A 15,312-nucleotide genomic window follows, 5' to 3' on the forward strand; every position below is an offset into this window, starting at 1 on the left:
ATTGCCTCATGCCTGCCCTCATGTCCGCCAACCGATCCGTGAAGACCGGCACCACCGTGCTTCTCGTTGCCGGTGCACTGGCCCTTTCGGCTTGCGGCACCAAGGCACCCAAGCAGCTCCCGCCCGAGCCCGGCCCGGCCACCACCACCCAGACCCCCGGGCAGCCCGCCGGTCCGGTCCCCGGCAGCCAGGCCGACTTCCTCGCCCGCATGATGGGTTCGGACACCATCCACTTCGGCCTCGACCAGTACGACATCGACGCCGAAGACCAGGCTGCTCTCGCCAAGCAGGCGCAGTGGCTGATCCAGTACCCCAGCAAGCGCGCGACCATCGAAGGCCACTGCGACGAGCGCGGCACCCGCGAATACAACATTGCGCTGGGTGAGCGCCGTGCCAATGCGGCCAAGAACTACCTCGTCAGCCTTGGCGTCGACGCTTCGCGTCTCAGCACCGTGAGCTTCGGCAAGGAACGCCCGATCGCGCTGGGTTCGGACGAGGCTTCGTGGGCGCAGAACCGCCGCGCGGTGACCGTCACGATCGACTGATCGGCGCCGGTTTTCCGGTTTGGCAAAGGCCCGGCTCGCATGCGCGAGCCGGGCCTTTCGTTTTCTGCCTGATTTGTCGCGGGGGGCAGTTGGGGCTTGCAATGGTTTCGAGTCGGCAGGTATCGGCGGTCGAATGAGCAGAGCAGGCCGATCCATGGACTGGGGGTTCCCGCGCTGGCGCAGCTATGGCAGCTCGCGCGAGGCGGCGCAGGTGCGCCTGTGCGACCGGCATGGCTGCACCGAGCCGGGCGATTGCCCAGCACCGAAGAGCCCCAACAGCCGCGATCGCTGGTATTTCTGCCAGAAGCACGCCGCCGAATATAATGCGGGCTGGGATTACTTTGCGGGCCTCGATGCCGAGGAAGCGGCGCGGCGCGAAGCCGAGGAGCGCTCCGAGGCGGAGGGCTACAAGGAATCGGCGCACTACGGCTGGGCGGGCTCGGGCGACGGCAGCCGCAGCCGGGATGAGCTCAACGCCTTGGAAGCGCTTGGGCTCGATCCCGATGCCGACTTCGATGCCGTGCGCAAGGCCTGGCGGATGAAGGCCAAGGAAGTCCACCCGGACGTCCGGCCCGACGATGCCGAGGCCGCCAAGGCCTTTCAGACCTATCAGCTTGCCTATGAAGTCCTGCGCGCGGCGGAAGAACGCCGCGAGTGGAAGGGCGCGTAAACACGCGATTTTTCGAAGCGGCTTGACGATTTGCTGCACCTGCTCAATCCTGCGCGGGTGAGCGAAGCAATCGTCGATCCCGTGCCAACGCGTTCCGGCCCCTCGGTGGTGCTGCCGGCGCGTCCCGAAGCGATCCGGCTCGATGCCGCGACGACGGCGGTGATCGTTGTCGACATGCAGAACGCCTACGCCAGCAAGGGCGGCTATGTGGACGAGGCTGGCTTCGATGTCGGTCCGGCGGCCAGCGTGATTCCGAAGATCGCCGAAGTCGTCGAGGTAGCGCGCACGGCGGGCATGCCGGTGGTCTTCCTGCAGAACGGCTGGGATGCAGGCTATGTCGAGGCGGGAACGCCGCTCTCGCCCAATTATCACAAGTCCAATGCGCTGAGGACCATGCGGGCGCGGCCCGAGCTTGCCGGAAAGTTCCTGGCACGGGGCGGGTGGGATTACGAACTGGTGGAGGCGCTGGCGCCGCAGGGCGATGACCTGCGCGTACACAAGCCGCGCTATTCGGCGTTCTTCAACTCGCAACTCGATTCGGTGCTGCGCGCACGCGGAATCCGTACGCTGATCTTCACCGGCATCGCCACCAACGTCTGTGTCGAATCGACCCTGCGTGACGGCTTCCACCTCGAATACTTCGGCGTGTTGCTGGAGGACGCGGTGCACCACCTCGGGCCCGACTTCATCCGCGAGGCCAGCCTCTACAACGTCGAGAAGTTCTTCGGCTGGGTGAGCAGCGTCGCCGATTTCCGCACTGCCGTCGGCCAGCTCCCTCCAAAGGAACCGTGATGCCTTTCGAACCGATCAATCCGCCGCAGTTCCCCGCCCCCATCGCGCCCTATTCGGCCGGGGCCAAGGCGGGCAATGTTGTCTACGTCTCGGGCGTGCTGGCGCTGGGGGAGGGCGGTTCGGTGCTCCATGTCGGCGATGCCGCCGCACAGACGCGCCATGTGCTGGAGGTCATCAAGACCACGGTAGAGGCCGCCGGGGGGACGATGACGGACATTGCCATGAACCACATCTTCCTCAAGGACCTGAACGATTACGCCGCTTTCAACGCGGTCTACGCCGAGTATTTCCCGGGCGATAAGCCCGCCCGCTATTGCATCAAGTGCGAACTGGTGAAGCCGGATTGCCTCGTCGAGATCGCCTCGGTCGCCCACCTTGCCTGAGGCTGGCGGGCTCTACTACGAAACGTATGGGAGCGCGGATGCTCCCCCGCTCATCCTGTCGAGCGGCCTTGGCGGCTCGGCGGGCTACTGGGCGCCGAACCTCGCGGCACTGGCCGCGCATTTCCGCGTGCTCGCCTATGACCACCGCGGCACCGGCCGCAGCGAGCGCGCTTTGCCGGAGACCACATCGGTCGAGGATATGGCGGGCGACGTGATCCAGGTGATGGACACTCTCGGCATCGAGCGGGCGCATTTCATCGGCCATGCGCTGGGCGGCGCCATCGGCGTCGAGACCGCCATCCGCAGCGGCCGGATCGACCGGCTGGTGGTCGTCAACGGCTGGCGCTCGCTCTCCCCGCATACCCGGCGGTGCTTTGCCGCCCGCCTGGCCCTGCTGCACGGCGCAGGCGAGCGCGCGTTCCTCGAAGCGCAGCCGCTGTTCCTCTACCCGCCCGACTGGATTGCCGCGCACGACGGTGACCTTGCGGCCGAGCTCGATCACCACCTCGCCGCCTTCCCCGGCATCGCCACCACCGCCAAGCGCATTGCCGCGGTGCAGGCCTATGCGCCCGTTCCTGCAGGGCTTGCCGCGCTCGAAAACCTGCTGGTCGTTGCCACGCGCGATGATTTCCTGGTGCCCTATGCCACTGCGCTCGATCTCGCCGAGCCGGTAGAGCATGCCGATGTCGCCACATTCGACTGGGGCGGCCACGCCTGCAACGTGACCGATCCCGAAGCTTTCAATCGCCTCGTTCTCGAATTTCTCAGGAGCTGAAGCCCATGCAAGTCGGCGTTTTTGTTCCCATCAACAACAATGGCTGGCTGATCAGCGAGAATGCCCCGCAATACCTGCCTACCTTCGATCTCAACAAGGAGATCGCCCGGCGGGCCGAGAAATACGGGCTCGATTTCCTGCTCTCGATGATCAAGCTGCGCGGCTTCGGCGGCAAGACGCAGTTCTGGGAATATGGCCTCGAAAGCTTCACGCTGATGGCGGGGCTCGCGGCGGTGACCGAGAAGATCAGGATCTTCGCCACCTGCCCCACGCTCATCATCCCGCCCGCCTTTGCCGCGCGCATGTGCAACACCATCGACAGCATCAGCCACGGTCGCTTCGGGCTCAACCTCATCACCGGCTGGCAGCCGCCCGAGTATACGCAGATGGGCCTCTGGCCGGGCGACGAGCATTTTCGCAACCGCTACGATGCGCTGGGTGAATATGCGCAGGTGCTGCGCGAACTGTGGGAGACTGGTCGCTCGGATTTCAAGGGTAAGTACTATGAAATGGACGATTGCCTCGTCCGCCCGCAGCCCGAAGCCGACATGAAGATCATCTGCGCGGGCTCGTCCGACGCGGGCCTCGCCTTCTCGGCCCAGTGGGCGGACTATGCCTTCTGCCTCGGCAAGGGCGTCAACACCCCCACCGCCTTCGCCTCCAACAACGACCGCCTTGCCAAGTTCACCGCGGAAACCGGCCGCGACGTGTCAGTCTTTGTGCTGGTCATGGTGATCGCGGCCGAAACCGACGAGGAAGCGATGGCCAAGTGGCAGAGCTACAACGACGGCGTCGATCTCGAAGCCATCGCCTGGCTCGCCGACCAGGGCGCGAAGGACACGGTCAACACCGATACCAACGTGCGCCAGCTCGCGGCGCCGGAAGGGGCGGTGAACATCAACATGGGCACGCTGGTCGGCAGCTACGCAAGCGTGGCGCGCATGCTCGACGAGATGGCCAAGGTGCCCAACACCGGCGGCGTGCTGCTGACTTTCGACGATTTCCTCGAGGGCGTGGAGGCTTTCGGTACGCGCATCCAACCGCTGATGAAAAGCAGGGGCGCAGCGGTACGTCCTGCCTGAACGGGGACTTGCGCTGCGGTCATTGGGGGAGGGCAACAGTGTCCATCAGGGGGCGGCGATCCGGCGCAGGGCCAGCACATCGGGCGCATGGCGCAGGCGCTGGGCGGTCTGGCGGTCGCCGGAAGCAGGGCAGTCGAACACGACGTTGAGGCGGTCGCGGCGGCCAAATTCGAGCCACTGGATGGTGAGCCCCGCGTCCCGGGTCGGCAGTGTGCAGGCAAGGCCGGACATGTGCACGCTCGCCTCGCCCGTGGGGCGGTCGGCCTTCAGGCCGGCGGCAAAGGCATTGGCGGTGTTGCGCTTCACCCTGGCCTTGTAGTGCTGGTAGTCCCAGTCGCGCTGTACCGCGTCCCAGTGGCCGAGCTCGATCAGCACTTCGCCGGTCGGGGAGACGGTGATCTTTGTCAGCCGGCATTGGGGGCACGTCCCCGCCGGTGTGACCGTGAAGACGATCGTCGCGCTGGTATCGGGGAAGACCTGCGGCTTCGGCTTGCGCAGCACGGCGCCGGTCACGAGGATCGGCGCGGATGTTGTCTCGGGCGGCGGTGCTGGCGTCCTTTCGGCCGTCCTTTTCGCCGTCCTTGCCGCCGCCGCCGTCGCCGGCTCGGGCGCGACCGGCGGCTTCACCGCTTCGGGCTGCGGAAGGCTGGACAGCACCGGCTCGCGCTGTTGGGGAGGCGGCGGGGCTTGCTCTTCGCTTGCTGCCCGCCTTGTAGCGAGCGGATCGGCGTGCATCAGCGATCCGGCGCAGCCGCTGGTGGCCAGCAGGGCGGCGAGCGGTGCGCTCCATTGCAAGGATGCGAGGGGCGGGCGCAGGGAGCGGGGCAGGAAGGGTGTCATTGGAATGAGCAGCGCAGGGCCTCGGGGCGGGGTCCGGGCGGTGTGCCGGGACGTCCTTTTCTGGCGCTGTCATTCCAAGCGCATATTTCACACGGATTTCCAATCGGGCTCCCGGGCCGCCCGCTCCTTGCAACAATCGGTCTTTTTAGGGCGTCTATTCGATGATGACGCCCACCACCCGCCACTTGCCTTCTTCGCGTTCGAGCGAGACGGTCTCCACCGCGCCGGCCTTGTTGGCATAGCGGGTGCGGAACCTGACTACCTGGTAGCCGTTGGGCGGGGCGGGGAGTTCCTCCTGGCTGAGCAGCACGCGCGAGAGCACGGCGCCGAGCGGCACGCGCACTTTTTCGGAGGTTGCGGCCCAGACCTGAGCGGTGTTCAGTTTCCGGAAGGCCGAGCCGGTGTCCCGGTAGCTGTCGTCCCAGCGGCCCTGATCGACCAGCGTGAGCCACTGGCGGGCGGTGTCCACCACTTCGCTGTCGGCTGCGGTGGCCGTGGCGGTCGGCACACCTGGTGCGCTTGCATGGGTGAGGGCGGCAAGCACTGCAAGGCCGAGGGTCAATGTCATGAGCAGGACTCCGATGATGATCCAGAGCCGGCGACGCACCGGCCCGGCGCCGTCACGCGGCGCATCGTCATGATCGTTCGCGGGGCGATCCGGGTCCTCCCCCATTCGTCTGTCCCCTAACATTTCGGGGAGAGGGCCTGGCGTGTCGCTTTCCGCCGCCAGCAGCAGGCGCGCGGCTTCGCGGCTGCTCGACACCGCCATCTTGCGGCGGGCGTCGCGCAGCCGCTCGTTGATCGTGTGGATCGAGAGGTCGAGATCGCGCGCGATCGACTTGGCATCGTGGCCGCGCACGATCAGGCGAAGGGTCTGCTTCTCCTTCTCGGTCAACCCCCAGGTGGGATCGCTGGCGGGATCGGGCATCGGCATGTTCATGGTCCTGCGAATCTAGGGCTGGCGGGCGAGTCCTCGCTACCCCCAAAAATTTGTAGTCCGCCCCCTCCTGTTTGCCGCTTGGCGTGCGTACAGCGGGGGGAGTTGATGTCCGGAGAGTACTGCCATGCAAATTCGTGTCGCCACCGAGGCCGATCTTCCCGCGCTGCATCCGGTGATCGAGCGTGCCTATCGCGGCGACAGCGCGCGGGCGGGGTGGACGTTCGAGGCGGACCTGCTGAGCGATGACCGCACCGATCTCGGCGAATTGACGGCCATCGTGTGCAGTGCGTCCGATCGCCTGTTGGTGGCGATTTCCGAGGACGGTGTGCCGATCGGCTGCGTGCAGGTGACCTCCAAGGGGGCGGGACTGGCCTACCTGGGCCTGCTCTGCATCGATCCGGTACTACAGGCGGGTGGTCTCGGCCGCCAGTTGATCGCGGCCGCCGAGGACCTTGCGCGAGACGTGTTCGGCGCGCACGCCATGGAAATGACGGTGATCGACCAGCGCGTTGAACTGATCGCCTATTACGAGCGGCGTGGTTATGGGCGGACGGGCGAGACGCGCCCCTTCCCGGTCCTGGTTGATCCGCCGCTGGCGATGGTCGTGCTGGAAAAGGCGTTGGCTTGAAAATTCGCCTTAGCCGGTTTTTGCAGCGCCGTCCCGCTGGCCCGCAAGAACTGGCCGCGAACGACAAAGGGCGCGCCTTGCGGCGCGCCCTTTGCGTTAGGCCCGATTCGATGTGCCTTGCTCGCCTTACTTGGGCGAGAGCACCATCAGCATCTGGCGGCCTTCCATGCGCGGATAGGCTTCGATCTTGGCGATGTCAGCGACGTCTTCCTGCACGCGGCGCAGCAGGTTCATGCCCAGCTGCTGGTGCGAGAGTTCACGACCGCGGAAGCGCAGGGTGACCTTCACCTTGTCGCCATCACCGATGAAGCGGACCACGTTACGCATCTTGGTCTCGTAGTCATGGTCATCGATGTTCGGACGCATCTTGATCTCCTTGATCTCCTGCGTCTTCTGGGTCTTGCGCGCGGCATTGGCCTTTTTCTGGGCCTCATACCGGTACTTGCCGACATCGAGGAACTTGCACACCGGCGGATCGGCGTTCGGCGAGACTTCAACCAGGTCGAGACCGACATCGGCCGCCTGTTCGATGGCCGCACGCGTGTACATGACACCCAGGTTCTCGCCATCCTGGTCGATAACCCGGACCTTGTCCGACTGGATCATGTTATTGTAGCGCGGTCCACTCTTGACCGGTGGCGTCATCATGCGCCGGGGTGGGGGTGCTATATGCGTTCTCCTGAATCGCTTCTGTCAAATGGCTGCAAGTTCGGGCGTCATTAATGCGAATCGCCTCGACACGCAAAGGCCGATTTCAAGGAAATCTACAGGACGCCCCGACCGTATGAAACGGTCATGACGCATATAGGTGCTCAGGCGGCCGCTCGCCAGAGGGGATAGCGCAGAAGTTGGTCCTTCGCGGCGACCAGGGCGTCGATCTCGTTGGCGGGCTGGAGCGCCTCGACGATGACGGGATCGGCGGCGTCCATCCCGCCGGTAAGCGCGCCGAAAGCAGGCAAAATCAGCCGATTGCCTCCATGGACCACGCAGGGGCGAGCGATCCGGCGGCCTCGTGCATGGACGATCAGGCGGGGGTGATAGTGCCCGGAAAGTTCCGCTCCGGTGCAGCCCGGCTTCGCCTCATGGCGCAGGGTGATGCCCGAGACCGCGATTTCCTCCACCAGGGTGCCACCCGCCTCGTGGCCGAGATGGGGATCGTGATTTCCGGTGATCCACACCCAGTCGAGCACGCGGGTAAGCGCGCAGAGCATGCCCGCGGTATGCGGATCAAGCCGCTGTGTCCCGGCGCTGTCGTGAAAATTGTCTCCCAGAGCGAAGACTCGCCGTGCGCCGGTCTGCCGCACCGCGTGGGCGAGGCGCTCCAATGTCTCGCGGCTGTCGTAGGGGGGCAGCATCTGCCCGGTCTGCGCGAAGAAGCTGGCCTTTTCGAGATGCAGGTCCGCCACCAGCAGCGCCTGCTCGCGCGGCCAGTAGAGCGCGCTCCCGCGGGTCGCCGGGGCCGAGGCGGGCGGCGGCACCAGAAAGATCTCCTGTGCGCAGAACGAAAAGGGAACCATGGCTTTCCCTTGCCGTGACCGGCGCGATTTGGCAAGCGCGGCCGCAAGGGGAAAACGAATGACCGACTGGACTGCCCACACCGACCGCGCCCGTCACTGGTTCGAGACGTTGCGCAGCCGCATCTGCGCCGAGTTCGAGGCGATCGAGCGCGAGGCAGGCTCCTCCGCTTCCTTCGAGTATACCCCGTGGAAGCGGGCGGCGGTTGAAGGCGGCGAGGACGGCGAGACCGGAGGCGGCACCCGCGCGCTGATGAAGGGTGAGGTCTTCGAGAAGGTGGGCGTCAACGTTTCCACCGTTGTCGGCGCGCTTTCGAAGGATTTCGCCGGCACGATCAATGGCGCCTCGGCCGAACAGAACGCCTTTTCCGCCACCGGCATCAGCCTCGTCGCACACATGCGCAACCCGCACGTGCCGGCCGTGCACATGAACACCCGTTTCCTCACCACCACCAAGGCCTGGTTCGGCGGCGGTGCCGATCTCAATCCGCCGCTGCCCTATGACGAGGATACCGCCGAGTTCCACGCCGAACTCAAGGCGGCCTGCGACGCCCACGGCGAGCGCTATTACGAGCGTTACAAGACCTGGGCGGACGAGTATTTCTACATTCCCCACCGCAAGGTTCATCGCGGTGTGGGCGGCATCTTCTACGATCACCTCGAATGCGCCGATGATGCCGCGTGGGAGGCCAATTTCGCCTTTACCCAGGCGGTGGGGGAGGCCTTCCTCGCGGTGTTCCCGCGCCTCGTGCGCCGTCGGATGGGGCTGGATTTCACGCCCGCCGACAAGGCCCGGCAGCTCGAATGGCGTGGGCGCTACGCCGAGTTCAATCTTGTCTACGACCGGGGCACGCTGTTCGGCCTCAAGACCGGCGGCAACATCGACGCCATCCTGATGAGCCTGCCGCCCGAGGCGACCTGGAGCTAAGTCGAAGGCAGTCCCCGCTTTTCTGGAATGGGGCGTGTCGTTTTCGTCGATGGACAGGCACCAGGGCATTCGCGGATAGAGGAACGGGGTTTCCTTCAGGTGCGAGTATCCGATGCTGCTTTCCCGACGGTCGTTCACGCAGGCCGCGCTTCTTGTGCCTGCGCTTCCTGCTCTTGGCGGCGTGCGCGCACTGGCGGCGCCTGCCGAGGGCACGGCGGGCGACATGGCCCGCTTCATCGCGGCCATGCCCAAGGCGGAATACCACGTCCATCTCGAAGGCACGCTGGAAGCCGAGATGAAGTTCGCGCTCGCCCAGCGTAACGGGTTAAAGCTGCCTTTTGCCGATGTCGCGGCGATGAAGCGCAGCTACGTCTACCACGACCTGCCGAGCTTCCTGGCGATCTACTACGACGGCATGAACGTGCTGCTCAAGCAGCAGGACTTCTACGACCTGGCCTATGCCTATCTGGCCAAGGCCCATGCGCAGAACGTGCTCTATGCCGAGATGTTCTTTGATCCCCAGCAGCATATCGACCGGGGCATCGCGGTCGAGGCGGTGATCGAGGGAATCACGCAGGCGCGTGTCGATGCCCAGGCGAAACTGGGTATCGAATCGCAGTTGATCCTCTGCTTCATGCGGGATCTTACGGCCGACAATGCCATGAAGGCGCTCGATGCCGCGCTGCCCTACAAGGACAGACTGGTCGGTGTCGGTCTCGATTCCGACGAGAAGGACAATCCGCCCGGCAAGTTTGCCGCCCACTTCGCCAAGGCACGCGCGGCCGGCCTGCACGTGACGGCGCACTGCGACGTCAACCAGAAGGATACGCTCGGCCATATTCGCGAGGCGCTGCTCGACATCGGGGTCGAGCGGATCGATCACGGCGGCAATATCCTGCAATCGCCGGAACTGATGGCTATCGCGCGCGAACGGGGCATCGCCTTCACCGTCTGCCCGACCTTCTCGGGGCAGATCCTCGTGAACGGCAAGCCGGTCGACGTCGTGCGCGGCATGCTCGACAATGGGCTCAAGGTCACGCTCAACTCGGACGATCCGGCCTATATGGGCAGCGAGTACATCAACGAGGTCATGGTGAAGGCGCAGATCCGCAGCAGCCTGACCAAGGCCGAACTGCTGCGGATCGAGCGTAACGCCTTCGATGCAGCCTGGATCTCCCCCGAGCGCAAGGCCGCGTTCCAGGCCCGGCTCGATGCCTTTGCCAAGGCGCAGGGCGTCAAGGTCTAAGGGGGGGGGGGCATGCGGACTTACGCGTAGCTGACGAGTTCGAACTCGATGCCGTCCCAGTCGAAGAAATAGAAGCGGCGGCCCGGCTCATAGTAGGCATGGTTGAACGGCACCAGGCCTGCCGCGATCACCCGGCGTTCGGCTTCGTCGAGGTCGTCCACCACCAGGCCGACGTGGTTGAGCGGGGCGCCCTTGCCGAAGCGCCTTGTGCCGTCCTTCGCCTGCGTCTTGCGGTCGGTGTAGACCGCGATGTAGCTGAAGTCCCCGCCGACATGGATCGTCTCGCCGCCGTTGATGGCGGGCCCCCGCCAGCGTTCGTGCCAGCCGAGCAGGTCCTGCAGCAGCGCGGACGAACGGTCGATGTCGCTGACGGTGATGTTGGCATGTTCGAGGCGGCCCTGGGCCATCGGAATGTCTCCTGCATTTTCCGCCGGTCGAATCGCCGGCCTCGCCTTGATGCAATCTCAAGTTAACTTGAGGTCAAACGAAAAAGGCGGCACAAGTCGCCGATGGTCGAGGATCGCTTCATCTCCATCGGGTATCTCGCCCGCCGCACCGGTGTCGCGGTTTCCGCCATCCGCTTCTACGAGGAGAAGGGGCTGCTCACTTCGCTGCGGTCGAGCGGCAACCAGCGGCGTTTCCTGCGCTCCGACATTCGCCGGGTCAGCTTTGTACTGATCGCGCAAAAATTGGGCCTCGGCCTTGCCGAGATCGAGCGCGAACTCTCCAGTTTGCCGCAAGGACGCACGCCGACGATGGAGGACTGGGAACGCATCAGCCTCTCCATGCGCGAGGCGATCGATGCCAGGATCGCGCTGCTGGAACTGACCCGCCGCAAGCTGGATGAATGCATCGGCTGTGGCTGCCTCAGCCTTGCCAAATGCCGCCTCTACAACCGCGATGACGAAGCGGCAGCATTGGGGCCAGGGCCTCGCTTCGTGCTGAAGTGAATCAGCCGCGTTCGGCGGTCCGGCGGATGGCGCCAAGGATACGCCGCCGGATCAGCCCGCTGACCGGACGGATGAGCAGCCAGTAGGGCCGGAAACGCCGGAAGGATTCGCGATCGGGGCACAAGACGCGGGTCTGCGTCGTGAGACGGCAACCATCAGGCGTCTGCTGGACATCGAAGCCGAGCGCGAGTTTGGCGACGCCGCGCTTGTCGAAGGCCTTGAACGCGTGGCCGTCCGCCACCGGGCAAAGACCGTAATCGGCCTGCCAGAACCGACCGACAAGGCCATAGACCAACCCGTCCGGCGTGCGCTCCAGCAGGGTGAAGTTTGCCATGCCGAAGGGTTCCGGGCGCCGTTTTCCGGTGAGCCGGGCGGGCAGTTCGCGCAGGGCGATCATGCTGCGGAAGAACGGATCGTTTTCCGGGCGATAGGCAGCAACAGCCTCGAGGATGGTTCCGGTTGCGGCTTTTACCTTGGCCGAATGCGTCTCGGAAAACTGGAACTGCGGCAGGTAGCCGTCGATCAGGGGAATCGGCAGGGACATCTGACCGTCATTCCGCAGCGAGCAGTTGCTCTGCACCGACAAGGTCGACGCTGACGAGGCGCGAGACGCCCTTTTCGACCATCGTCACGCCGAACAGGCGGTGCATCCGGCTCATCGTCACCGCATTGTGGGTGACGACAAGATAGCGCGTGTCGGTTTCCTTGGTCATCGCTTCGAGGAGGTCGCAGAAGCGCTCGATATTGGCATCGTCCAGCGGCGCGTCGACTTCGTCGAGCACGCAGATCGGCGCCGGGTTGGTGAGGAACAGTCCAAAGATCAGCGCGACGGCAGTGAGCGCCTGCTCGCCGCCCGAAAGCAGCGTCAGCGACTGCAACCGCTTACCCGGCGGCTGGGCGAAGATCTCGAGGCCGGCTTCCAGCGGATCGTCCGAATCGACCAGCGCGAGGTGCGCCTGGCCGCCCTGGAACAGCCGCGTGAACAGGCGGCGGAAGTGGCCGTCGACCGCCTCGAAGGCGGCGCGCAGGCGCTCACGGCCTTCGCGATTGAGATTGCCGATCGAGCCGCGCAGCCGCGCGACCGCTTCGGCCAGATCGGCTTTTTCGGTGGCGCTGACGCCAAGCCGTGCCTCGGCCTCGGCCAGTTCGTCGGCGGCAAGCAGGTTGACCGGGCCGATCCGCTCGCGCTCGGCGACAAGGCGGTCCATGCCCGAACCTTCGTTGTCGGCATGGCCGACGTCGCCGGGCATGAAGCCGAAGCGTTCGGCCAGGACCGGCGGCGGGCACTGGAAACGTTCGCCCGAAACCCGGGTGGTCTCGATACGGCGGGCATCCTCGTTCTCGGCGCGGGCAGCGGTTCCGGCGCGGTATTCGCGGGCCGAGGCGAGCGTTTCCTGCGCGGCGGCAAGCGCCGCATCAGCCTTGCGCGCGGTTTCTGCGAGGGTGCCGACGGCTGCGTCGGCCTTGGCCAGCTCCTCGGCCAGACGCTCCCGGACCGCTTCGCCTTGTTCGATCTGCTCGAGCAGCGAGGCGGGCTTGGCAGCGATGACTGCACGCTCGTTCTCGATCTCCTCCAGCCGGCCGCCCATTTGCGCAAGGCGGTTGGCGGCATCCCCGGCGCGGGCCTGCCAGCCGCGAATGTCGCCGGCCTGGGAGGTCGTGCGTTCGCGGGCGACGGCCAGCCCCTGATCGTGCGCCGCAAGTGCCGCGGTCGCCGCCTGCAGTGCGGTCCGGGAGGTATCGTTCTGCTGCCTGGCTTCGTCGAGCGCGGCGCGGCCGGTTTCGGGATCGGGCAGGGCCGCGCGCTTCGCCTCGGCGGCGGCGACATCCTGCTCGGCCGCCTGGCGCTGCTCGGTGAGTTCCGCTTCGGCGCGGGCGAGCTCGGCACGGCGGGCGGTGTGACGCTGGCGGGCGTCCTCTGCCTGATCGACGCCGCGCAAGGTGGTGCGTTCCGCCGTGGCGGCATCGGCAATCGCCCGTTCGGCGGCGACCACGGCGGTGGAGAGCGCAGCCAGCTGTTGCTGGACCTCGCCCTGGCGGGCCTCGGCAACGGAAACCGCTTCGCGCAAGGGCGGCAATTGCGCGTCGAGCTGGGCAAAGCGGTTTTCCGCTTCCAGCCGCGCCGCTTCGGCAGCGCCTTCGCCGCGCGCGATGAAACCGTCCCAGCGCCGCAGCACACCACCGCGCGTGACCAGCCATTCGCCGGGGGCGAGCGGGCGTGCATCGTCCTCATCGGTAACATGGACCAGCGCCAGGCGAGCGGCGAGTTCCGGTGGGCACCGGGTGACATGGGCGGCAAGGCTGTCCGGGACGGCAGCGGGCGCCTTGGCGCCGGTCCAGAACCGGCCGTCTGCCTTGGCGACCTCCCCCAAGGGGGCGCGGGCGTCGCGGCCCAGCACGGCGGCCAGCGCGCGTTCGTAACCGGGCGAAACTTTCACCGCGTCGATGGCGACGGGCAGGCCATGCGCCGCCTTGGCGCCTTTGGCGCGGGCTTCGCGGTCCTTCAGCAGCGCGGCATGTTCGCGCTCGATGCCGGTCAGATCGGCCCGGGCGGCGGCGAGCGTGGAGGCGGCGTTGTCGCGCTCGGCCTGAAGTTCGCCCTTGCGGGCCTGCTGTGCCTCCAGCCCGGTGCGGGCGGCGGCAAGCGCGGCACTGGCCGCTGCGGCACGCGCCTGCGCCTCGGCGAAGGCCGCATCGAGATCTTCTGCCTGCGGCAGAGCCCCGACTTGCGCGGCAAGGCGCGTCATTTCGCCGGAGAGCCGGTCAAGCCGGGCGTGGGCCTGCGCGCGTTCGGCTTCGGCGATCCGCCACTCCGCCTCGACCCCGGCCTGCGCGGCGGTGGCCTGCGCCAGATCGAGCTCGGCCGCGCGCGAGGCGCGTTCGGCGCCTTCGAGGGCATTGGCCAGCCGCGGACGCGTCGCTTCGTCGAGTTCGAGCTGGCGGCGTCCTTCGGCCAGTTCCTTCTCCAGCCGGGTGAGCGCTTCGGCCGCGTCGCGGGTCAGCCTGTCGGCATCGCCGCGATCTTCCTCCAGCCTCTGTTTCTGGCGGTCAAGGTCCTTGAGACGCTGCTCGGCGGCTTCGAACTGGCTGGTCAGCGTCGCCATGCGGTGGCCTTGCGCGCTGGCATCGTCCCGCCGGTCGGCAAGTTCGTCCCGCGCGAGGATCAGCGCCTTGGCAGCTTCGGCCTGCTGCTTCTGCGCTTCGGCGGTGAGGTCCTGCGCGGCGTTGACCCGCAGTTCGGCAGCCTGCGCTTCCTTGCGCGCGGCTTCGGCAGCGGCTGCGGCATCGCGCCAGCGGGCGAACACCACGCGGGCTTCGGCGAGGCGGATCTGGTCGGTCAGCGCCTTGTAGCGCTCCGCCGCCTTGGCGTGACGGCGCAGGGCGAGGACCTGCTTGTCCAGCCCCGCCATGAGGTCTTCGAGGCGGGCGAGGTTGGCTTCGGTCGCGCGCAGCTTGGTTTCGGCGTCCTTGCGGCGGACGTGGAGGCCGGCGATGCCCGCGGCCTCTTCCAGCATGGCGCGGCGTTCGGCGGGCTTGGCGGCGATGACGGCGGCGATACGGCCCTGCGAGACCAGTGCGGGGCTATGCGCGCCGGTGGCGGCGTCGGCGAAGATCAGCGCCACGTCCTTGGCGCGCACGTCGCGGCCATTGACGCGGTAGGCGCTGCCCGCGCCGCGCTCGATCCGGCGGATAACTTCAAGTTCCTCGCGCACGCCGTCGGAATTGAGCGCGGTTTCGCCGTGCAGCACGACTTCGGCAAAGGCGCGGGGAGGGCGATTGGCCGTCCCCGCAAAGATCACGTCTTCCATCCCGCCGCCGCGCATCGACTTGGCCGAGTTTTCGCCCATGACCCAGCGGATCGCTTCGAGGAGGTTGGACTTGCCGCAGCCGTTGGGGCCGACGACACCCGTCAGCCCGGGTTCGATGCGCAGTTCTGCAGGCTCAACGAAGCTCTTGAATCCACTGAGCTTGAGCCGCTTGATGCGCATCGATCGAGGTCAGGCCTGGGGCTGGCGGAG

The 15,312-nt window shown here is 66.5% G+C and carries 17 protein-coding genes; 10 read left to right on the forward strand and 7 right to left on the reverse strand.

Annotated elements, in window-relative coordinates:
- The first annotated feature begins 8 nt into the window (after positions 1 to 8).
- From pal to rutA, 6 genes are all read left to right on the forward strand, one after another.
- Positions 9 to 545 carry a peptidoglycan-associated lipoprotein Pal gene (gene pal / locus DM450_RS00375; RefSeq protein ID WP_185928657.1) on the forward strand — a complete coding sequence of 179 codons (537 nt, stop codon included), beginning with the start codon at positions 9 to 11 and terminating at the stop codon, positions 543 to 545.
- Between the two features lie 133 nt (positions 546 to 678).
- The gene (locus DM450_RS00380; protein WP_142632110.1) at positions 679 to 1,215 is read left to right on the forward strand and encodes a J domain-containing protein; all 537 of its coding nucleotides are present in this window, start codon (positions 679 to 681) and stop codon (positions 1,213 to 1,215) included.
- Between the two features lie 57 nt (positions 1,216 to 1,272).
- The gene (gene rutB, locus DM450_RS00385) at positions 1,273 to 2,007 is read left to right on the forward strand and encodes a pyrimidine utilization protein B (protein WP_142632111.1); all 735 of its coding nucleotides are present in this window, start codon (positions 1,273 to 1,275) and stop codon (positions 2,005 to 2,007) included.
- Positions 2,007 to 2,390 carry a pyrimidine utilization protein C gene (gene rutC / locus DM450_RS00390; RefSeq protein WP_142632112.1) on the forward strand — a complete coding sequence of 128 codons (384 nt, stop codon included), beginning with the start codon at positions 2,007 to 2,009 and terminating at the stop codon, positions 2,388 to 2,390. The genes rutB and rutC overlap by 1 nt, the downstream gene beginning before the upstream one ends.
- Positions 2,383 to 3,165, forward strand: a complete 783-nt coding sequence (rutD, locus tag DM450_RS00395) for a pyrimidine utilization protein D (RefSeq protein ID WP_142632113.1) — start codon at positions 2,383 to 2,385, stop codon at positions 3,163 to 3,165. The genes rutC and rutD overlap by 8 nt, the downstream gene beginning before the upstream one ends.
- Before the next feature lie 5 nt (positions 3,166 to 3,170).
- Entirely contained in the window at positions 3,171 to 4,247 is a 1,077-nt protein-coding gene (gene rutA / locus DM450_RS00400) for a pyrimidine utilization protein A (protein ID WP_142632114.1), read from the forward strand.
- 45 nt (positions 4,248 to 4,292) lie between these two features.
- On the opposite strand, the gene DM450_RS00405 is transcribed toward rutA, so the two are convergent.
- Together DM450_RS00405 and DM450_RS00410 are read right to left on the reverse strand one after the other, a co-directional pair.
- Positions 4,293 to 5,087 carry a hypothetical protein gene (locus DM450_RS00405; RefSeq protein ID WP_142632115.1) on the reverse strand — a complete coding sequence of 265 codons (795 nt, stop codon included), beginning with the start codon at positions 5,085 to 5,087 and terminating at the stop codon, positions 4,293 to 4,295.
- A 154-nt stretch (positions 5,088 to 5,241) separates the two neighbouring features.
- Positions 5,242 to 6,015: a DUF4019 domain-containing protein gene (locus DM450_RS00410; protein WP_142637318.1), complete on the reverse strand. Its 774-nt coding sequence runs from the start codon at positions 6,013 to 6,015 to the stop codon at positions 5,242 to 5,244.
- 136 nt (positions 6,016 to 6,151) lie between these two features.
- Between DM450_RS00410 and DM450_RS00415 the strand changes: the two genes are divergently transcribed.
- On the forward strand, positions 6,152 to 6,655 hold the full coding sequence (locus DM450_RS00415; protein WP_142632116.1) for a GNAT family N-acetyltransferase: 504 nt from the start codon (positions 6,152 to 6,154) through the stop codon (positions 6,653 to 6,655).
- A 126-nt stretch (positions 6,656 to 6,781) separates the two neighbouring features.
- Here DM450_RS00415 and infC read toward each other — a convergent pair whose 3' ends face one another.
- Positions 6,782 to 7,303 carry a translation initiation factor IF-3 gene (gene infC / locus DM450_RS00420; RefSeq protein WP_142632117.1) on the reverse strand — a complete coding sequence of 174 codons (522 nt, stop codon included), beginning with the start codon at positions 7,301 to 7,303 and terminating at the stop codon, positions 6,782 to 6,784.
- Positions 7,304 to 7,467: 164 nt separating this feature from the next.
- Positions 7,468 to 8,172, reverse strand: coding sequence for a ligase-associated DNA damage response endonuclease PdeM (gene pdeM / locus DM450_RS00425; protein WP_142632118.1), 705 nt, complete (start codon positions 8,170 to 8,172; stop codon positions 7,468 to 7,470).
- Positions 8,173 to 8,230: 58 nt separating this feature from the next.
- Between pdeM and hemF the strand changes: the two genes are divergently transcribed.
- Both hemF and add read left to right on the forward strand, forming a co-directional pair.
- Positions 8,231 to 9,097, forward strand: a complete 867-nt coding sequence (gene hemF, locus DM450_RS00430; RefSeq protein WP_142632119.1) for an oxygen-dependent coproporphyrinogen oxidase — start codon at positions 8,231 to 8,233, stop codon at positions 9,095 to 9,097.
- 112 nt (positions 9,098 to 9,209) lie between these two features.
- Positions 9,210 to 10,343, forward strand: coding sequence for an adenosine deaminase (gene add / locus DM450_RS00435; protein WP_142632120.1), 1,134 nt, complete (start codon positions 9,210 to 9,212; stop codon positions 10,341 to 10,343).
- A gap of 20 nt (positions 10,344 to 10,363) precedes the next feature.
- Here the strand turns inward: add and DM450_RS00440 are convergent, their stop codons facing one another.
- Positions 10,364 to 10,750, reverse strand: coding sequence for a VOC family protein (locus tag DM450_RS00440; RefSeq protein ID WP_142632121.1), 387 nt, complete (start codon positions 10,748 to 10,750; stop codon positions 10,364 to 10,366).
- Positions 10,751 to 10,852: 102 nt separating this feature from the next.
- On the opposite strand from DM450_RS00440, the gene soxR reads away from it, so the two are divergent.
- Positions 10,853 to 11,293: a redox-sensitive transcriptional activator SoxR gene (gene soxR, locus DM450_RS00445; RefSeq protein ID WP_142632122.1), complete on the forward strand. Its 441-nt coding sequence runs from the start codon at positions 10,853 to 10,855 to the stop codon at positions 11,291 to 11,293.
- A gap of 1 nt (position 11,294) precedes the next feature.
- On the opposite strand, the gene DM450_RS00450 is transcribed toward soxR, so the two are convergent.
- Positions 11,295 to 11,837, reverse strand: a complete 543-nt coding sequence (locus tag DM450_RS00450; protein WP_221889442.1) for a hypothetical protein — start codon at positions 11,835 to 11,837, stop codon at positions 11,295 to 11,297.
- Between the two features lie 7 nt (positions 11,838 to 11,844).
- The gene (gene smc, locus DM450_RS00455; RefSeq protein ID WP_142632123.1) at positions 11,845 to 15,282 is read right to left on the reverse strand and encodes a chromosome segregation protein SMC; all 3,438 of its coding nucleotides are present in this window, start codon (positions 15,280 to 15,282) and stop codon (positions 11,845 to 11,847) included.
- Between the last annotated feature and the right edge of the window lie 30 nt (positions 15,283 to 15,312).

Source organism: Sphingomonas sp. IC081 (assembly GCF_006874585.1).
In the GTDB taxonomy this organism is placed as follows: Bacteria; Pseudomonadota; Alphaproteobacteria; order Sphingomonadales; family Sphingomonadaceae; genus Novosphingobium.

Coding starts and splice junctions, on each gene's coding strand:
- rutA (WP_142632114.1), top strand. CDS start 3,171: ATGCAAGTCGGCGTTTTTGTTCCCATCAACAACAATGGCTGGCTGATC.
- pdeM (WP_142632118.1), bottom strand. CDS start 8,172: ATGGTTCCCTTTTCGTTCTGCGCACAGGAGATCTTTCTGGTGCCGCCG.
- DM450_RS00415 (WP_142632116.1), top strand. CDS start 6,152: ATGCAAATTCGTGTCGCCACCGAGGCCGATCTTCCCGCGCTGCATCCG.
- rutC (WP_142632112.1), top strand. CDS start 2,007: ATGCCTTTCGAACCGATCAATCCGCCGCAGTTCCCCGCCCCCATCGCG.
- DM450_RS00405 (WP_142632115.1), bottom strand. CDS start 5,087: ATGACACCCTTCCTGCCCCGCTCCCTGCGCCCGCCCCTCGCATCCTTG.
- pal (WP_185928657.1), top strand. CDS start 9: ATGCCTGCCCTCATGTCCGCCAACCGATCCGTGAAGACCGGCACCACC.
- hemF (WP_142632119.1), top strand. CDS start 8,231: ATGACCGACTGGACTGCCCACACCGACCGCGCCCGTCACTGGTTCGAG.
- DM450_RS00380 (WP_142632110.1), top strand. CDS start 679: ATGAGCAGAGCAGGCCGATCCATGGACTGGGGGTTCCCGCGCTGGCGC.
- DM450_RS00440 (WP_142632121.1), bottom strand. CDS start 10,750: ATGGCCCAGGGCCGCCTCGAACATGCCAACATCACCGTCAGCGACATC.
- soxR (WP_142632122.1), top strand. CDS start 10,853: ATGGTCGAGGATCGCTTCATCTCCATCGGGTATCTCGCCCGCCGCACC.
- DM450_RS00450 (WP_221889442.1), bottom strand. CDS start 11,837: ATGTCCCTGCCGATTCCCCTGATCGACGGCTACCTGCCGCAGTTCCAG.
- infC (WP_142632117.1), bottom strand. CDS start 7,303: ATGATGACGCCACCGGTCAAGAGTGGACCGCGCTACAATAACATGATC.
- DM450_RS00410 (WP_142637318.1), bottom strand. CDS start 6,015: ATGCCCGATCCCGCCAGCGATCCCACCTGGGGGTTGACCGAGAAGGAG.
- smc (WP_142632123.1), bottom strand. CDS start 15,282: ATGCGCATCAAGCGGCTCAAGCTCAGTGGATTCAAGAGCTTCGTTGAG.
- add (WP_142632120.1), top strand. CDS start 9,210: ATGCTGCTTTCCCGACGGTCGTTCACGCAGGCCGCGCTTCTTGTGCCT.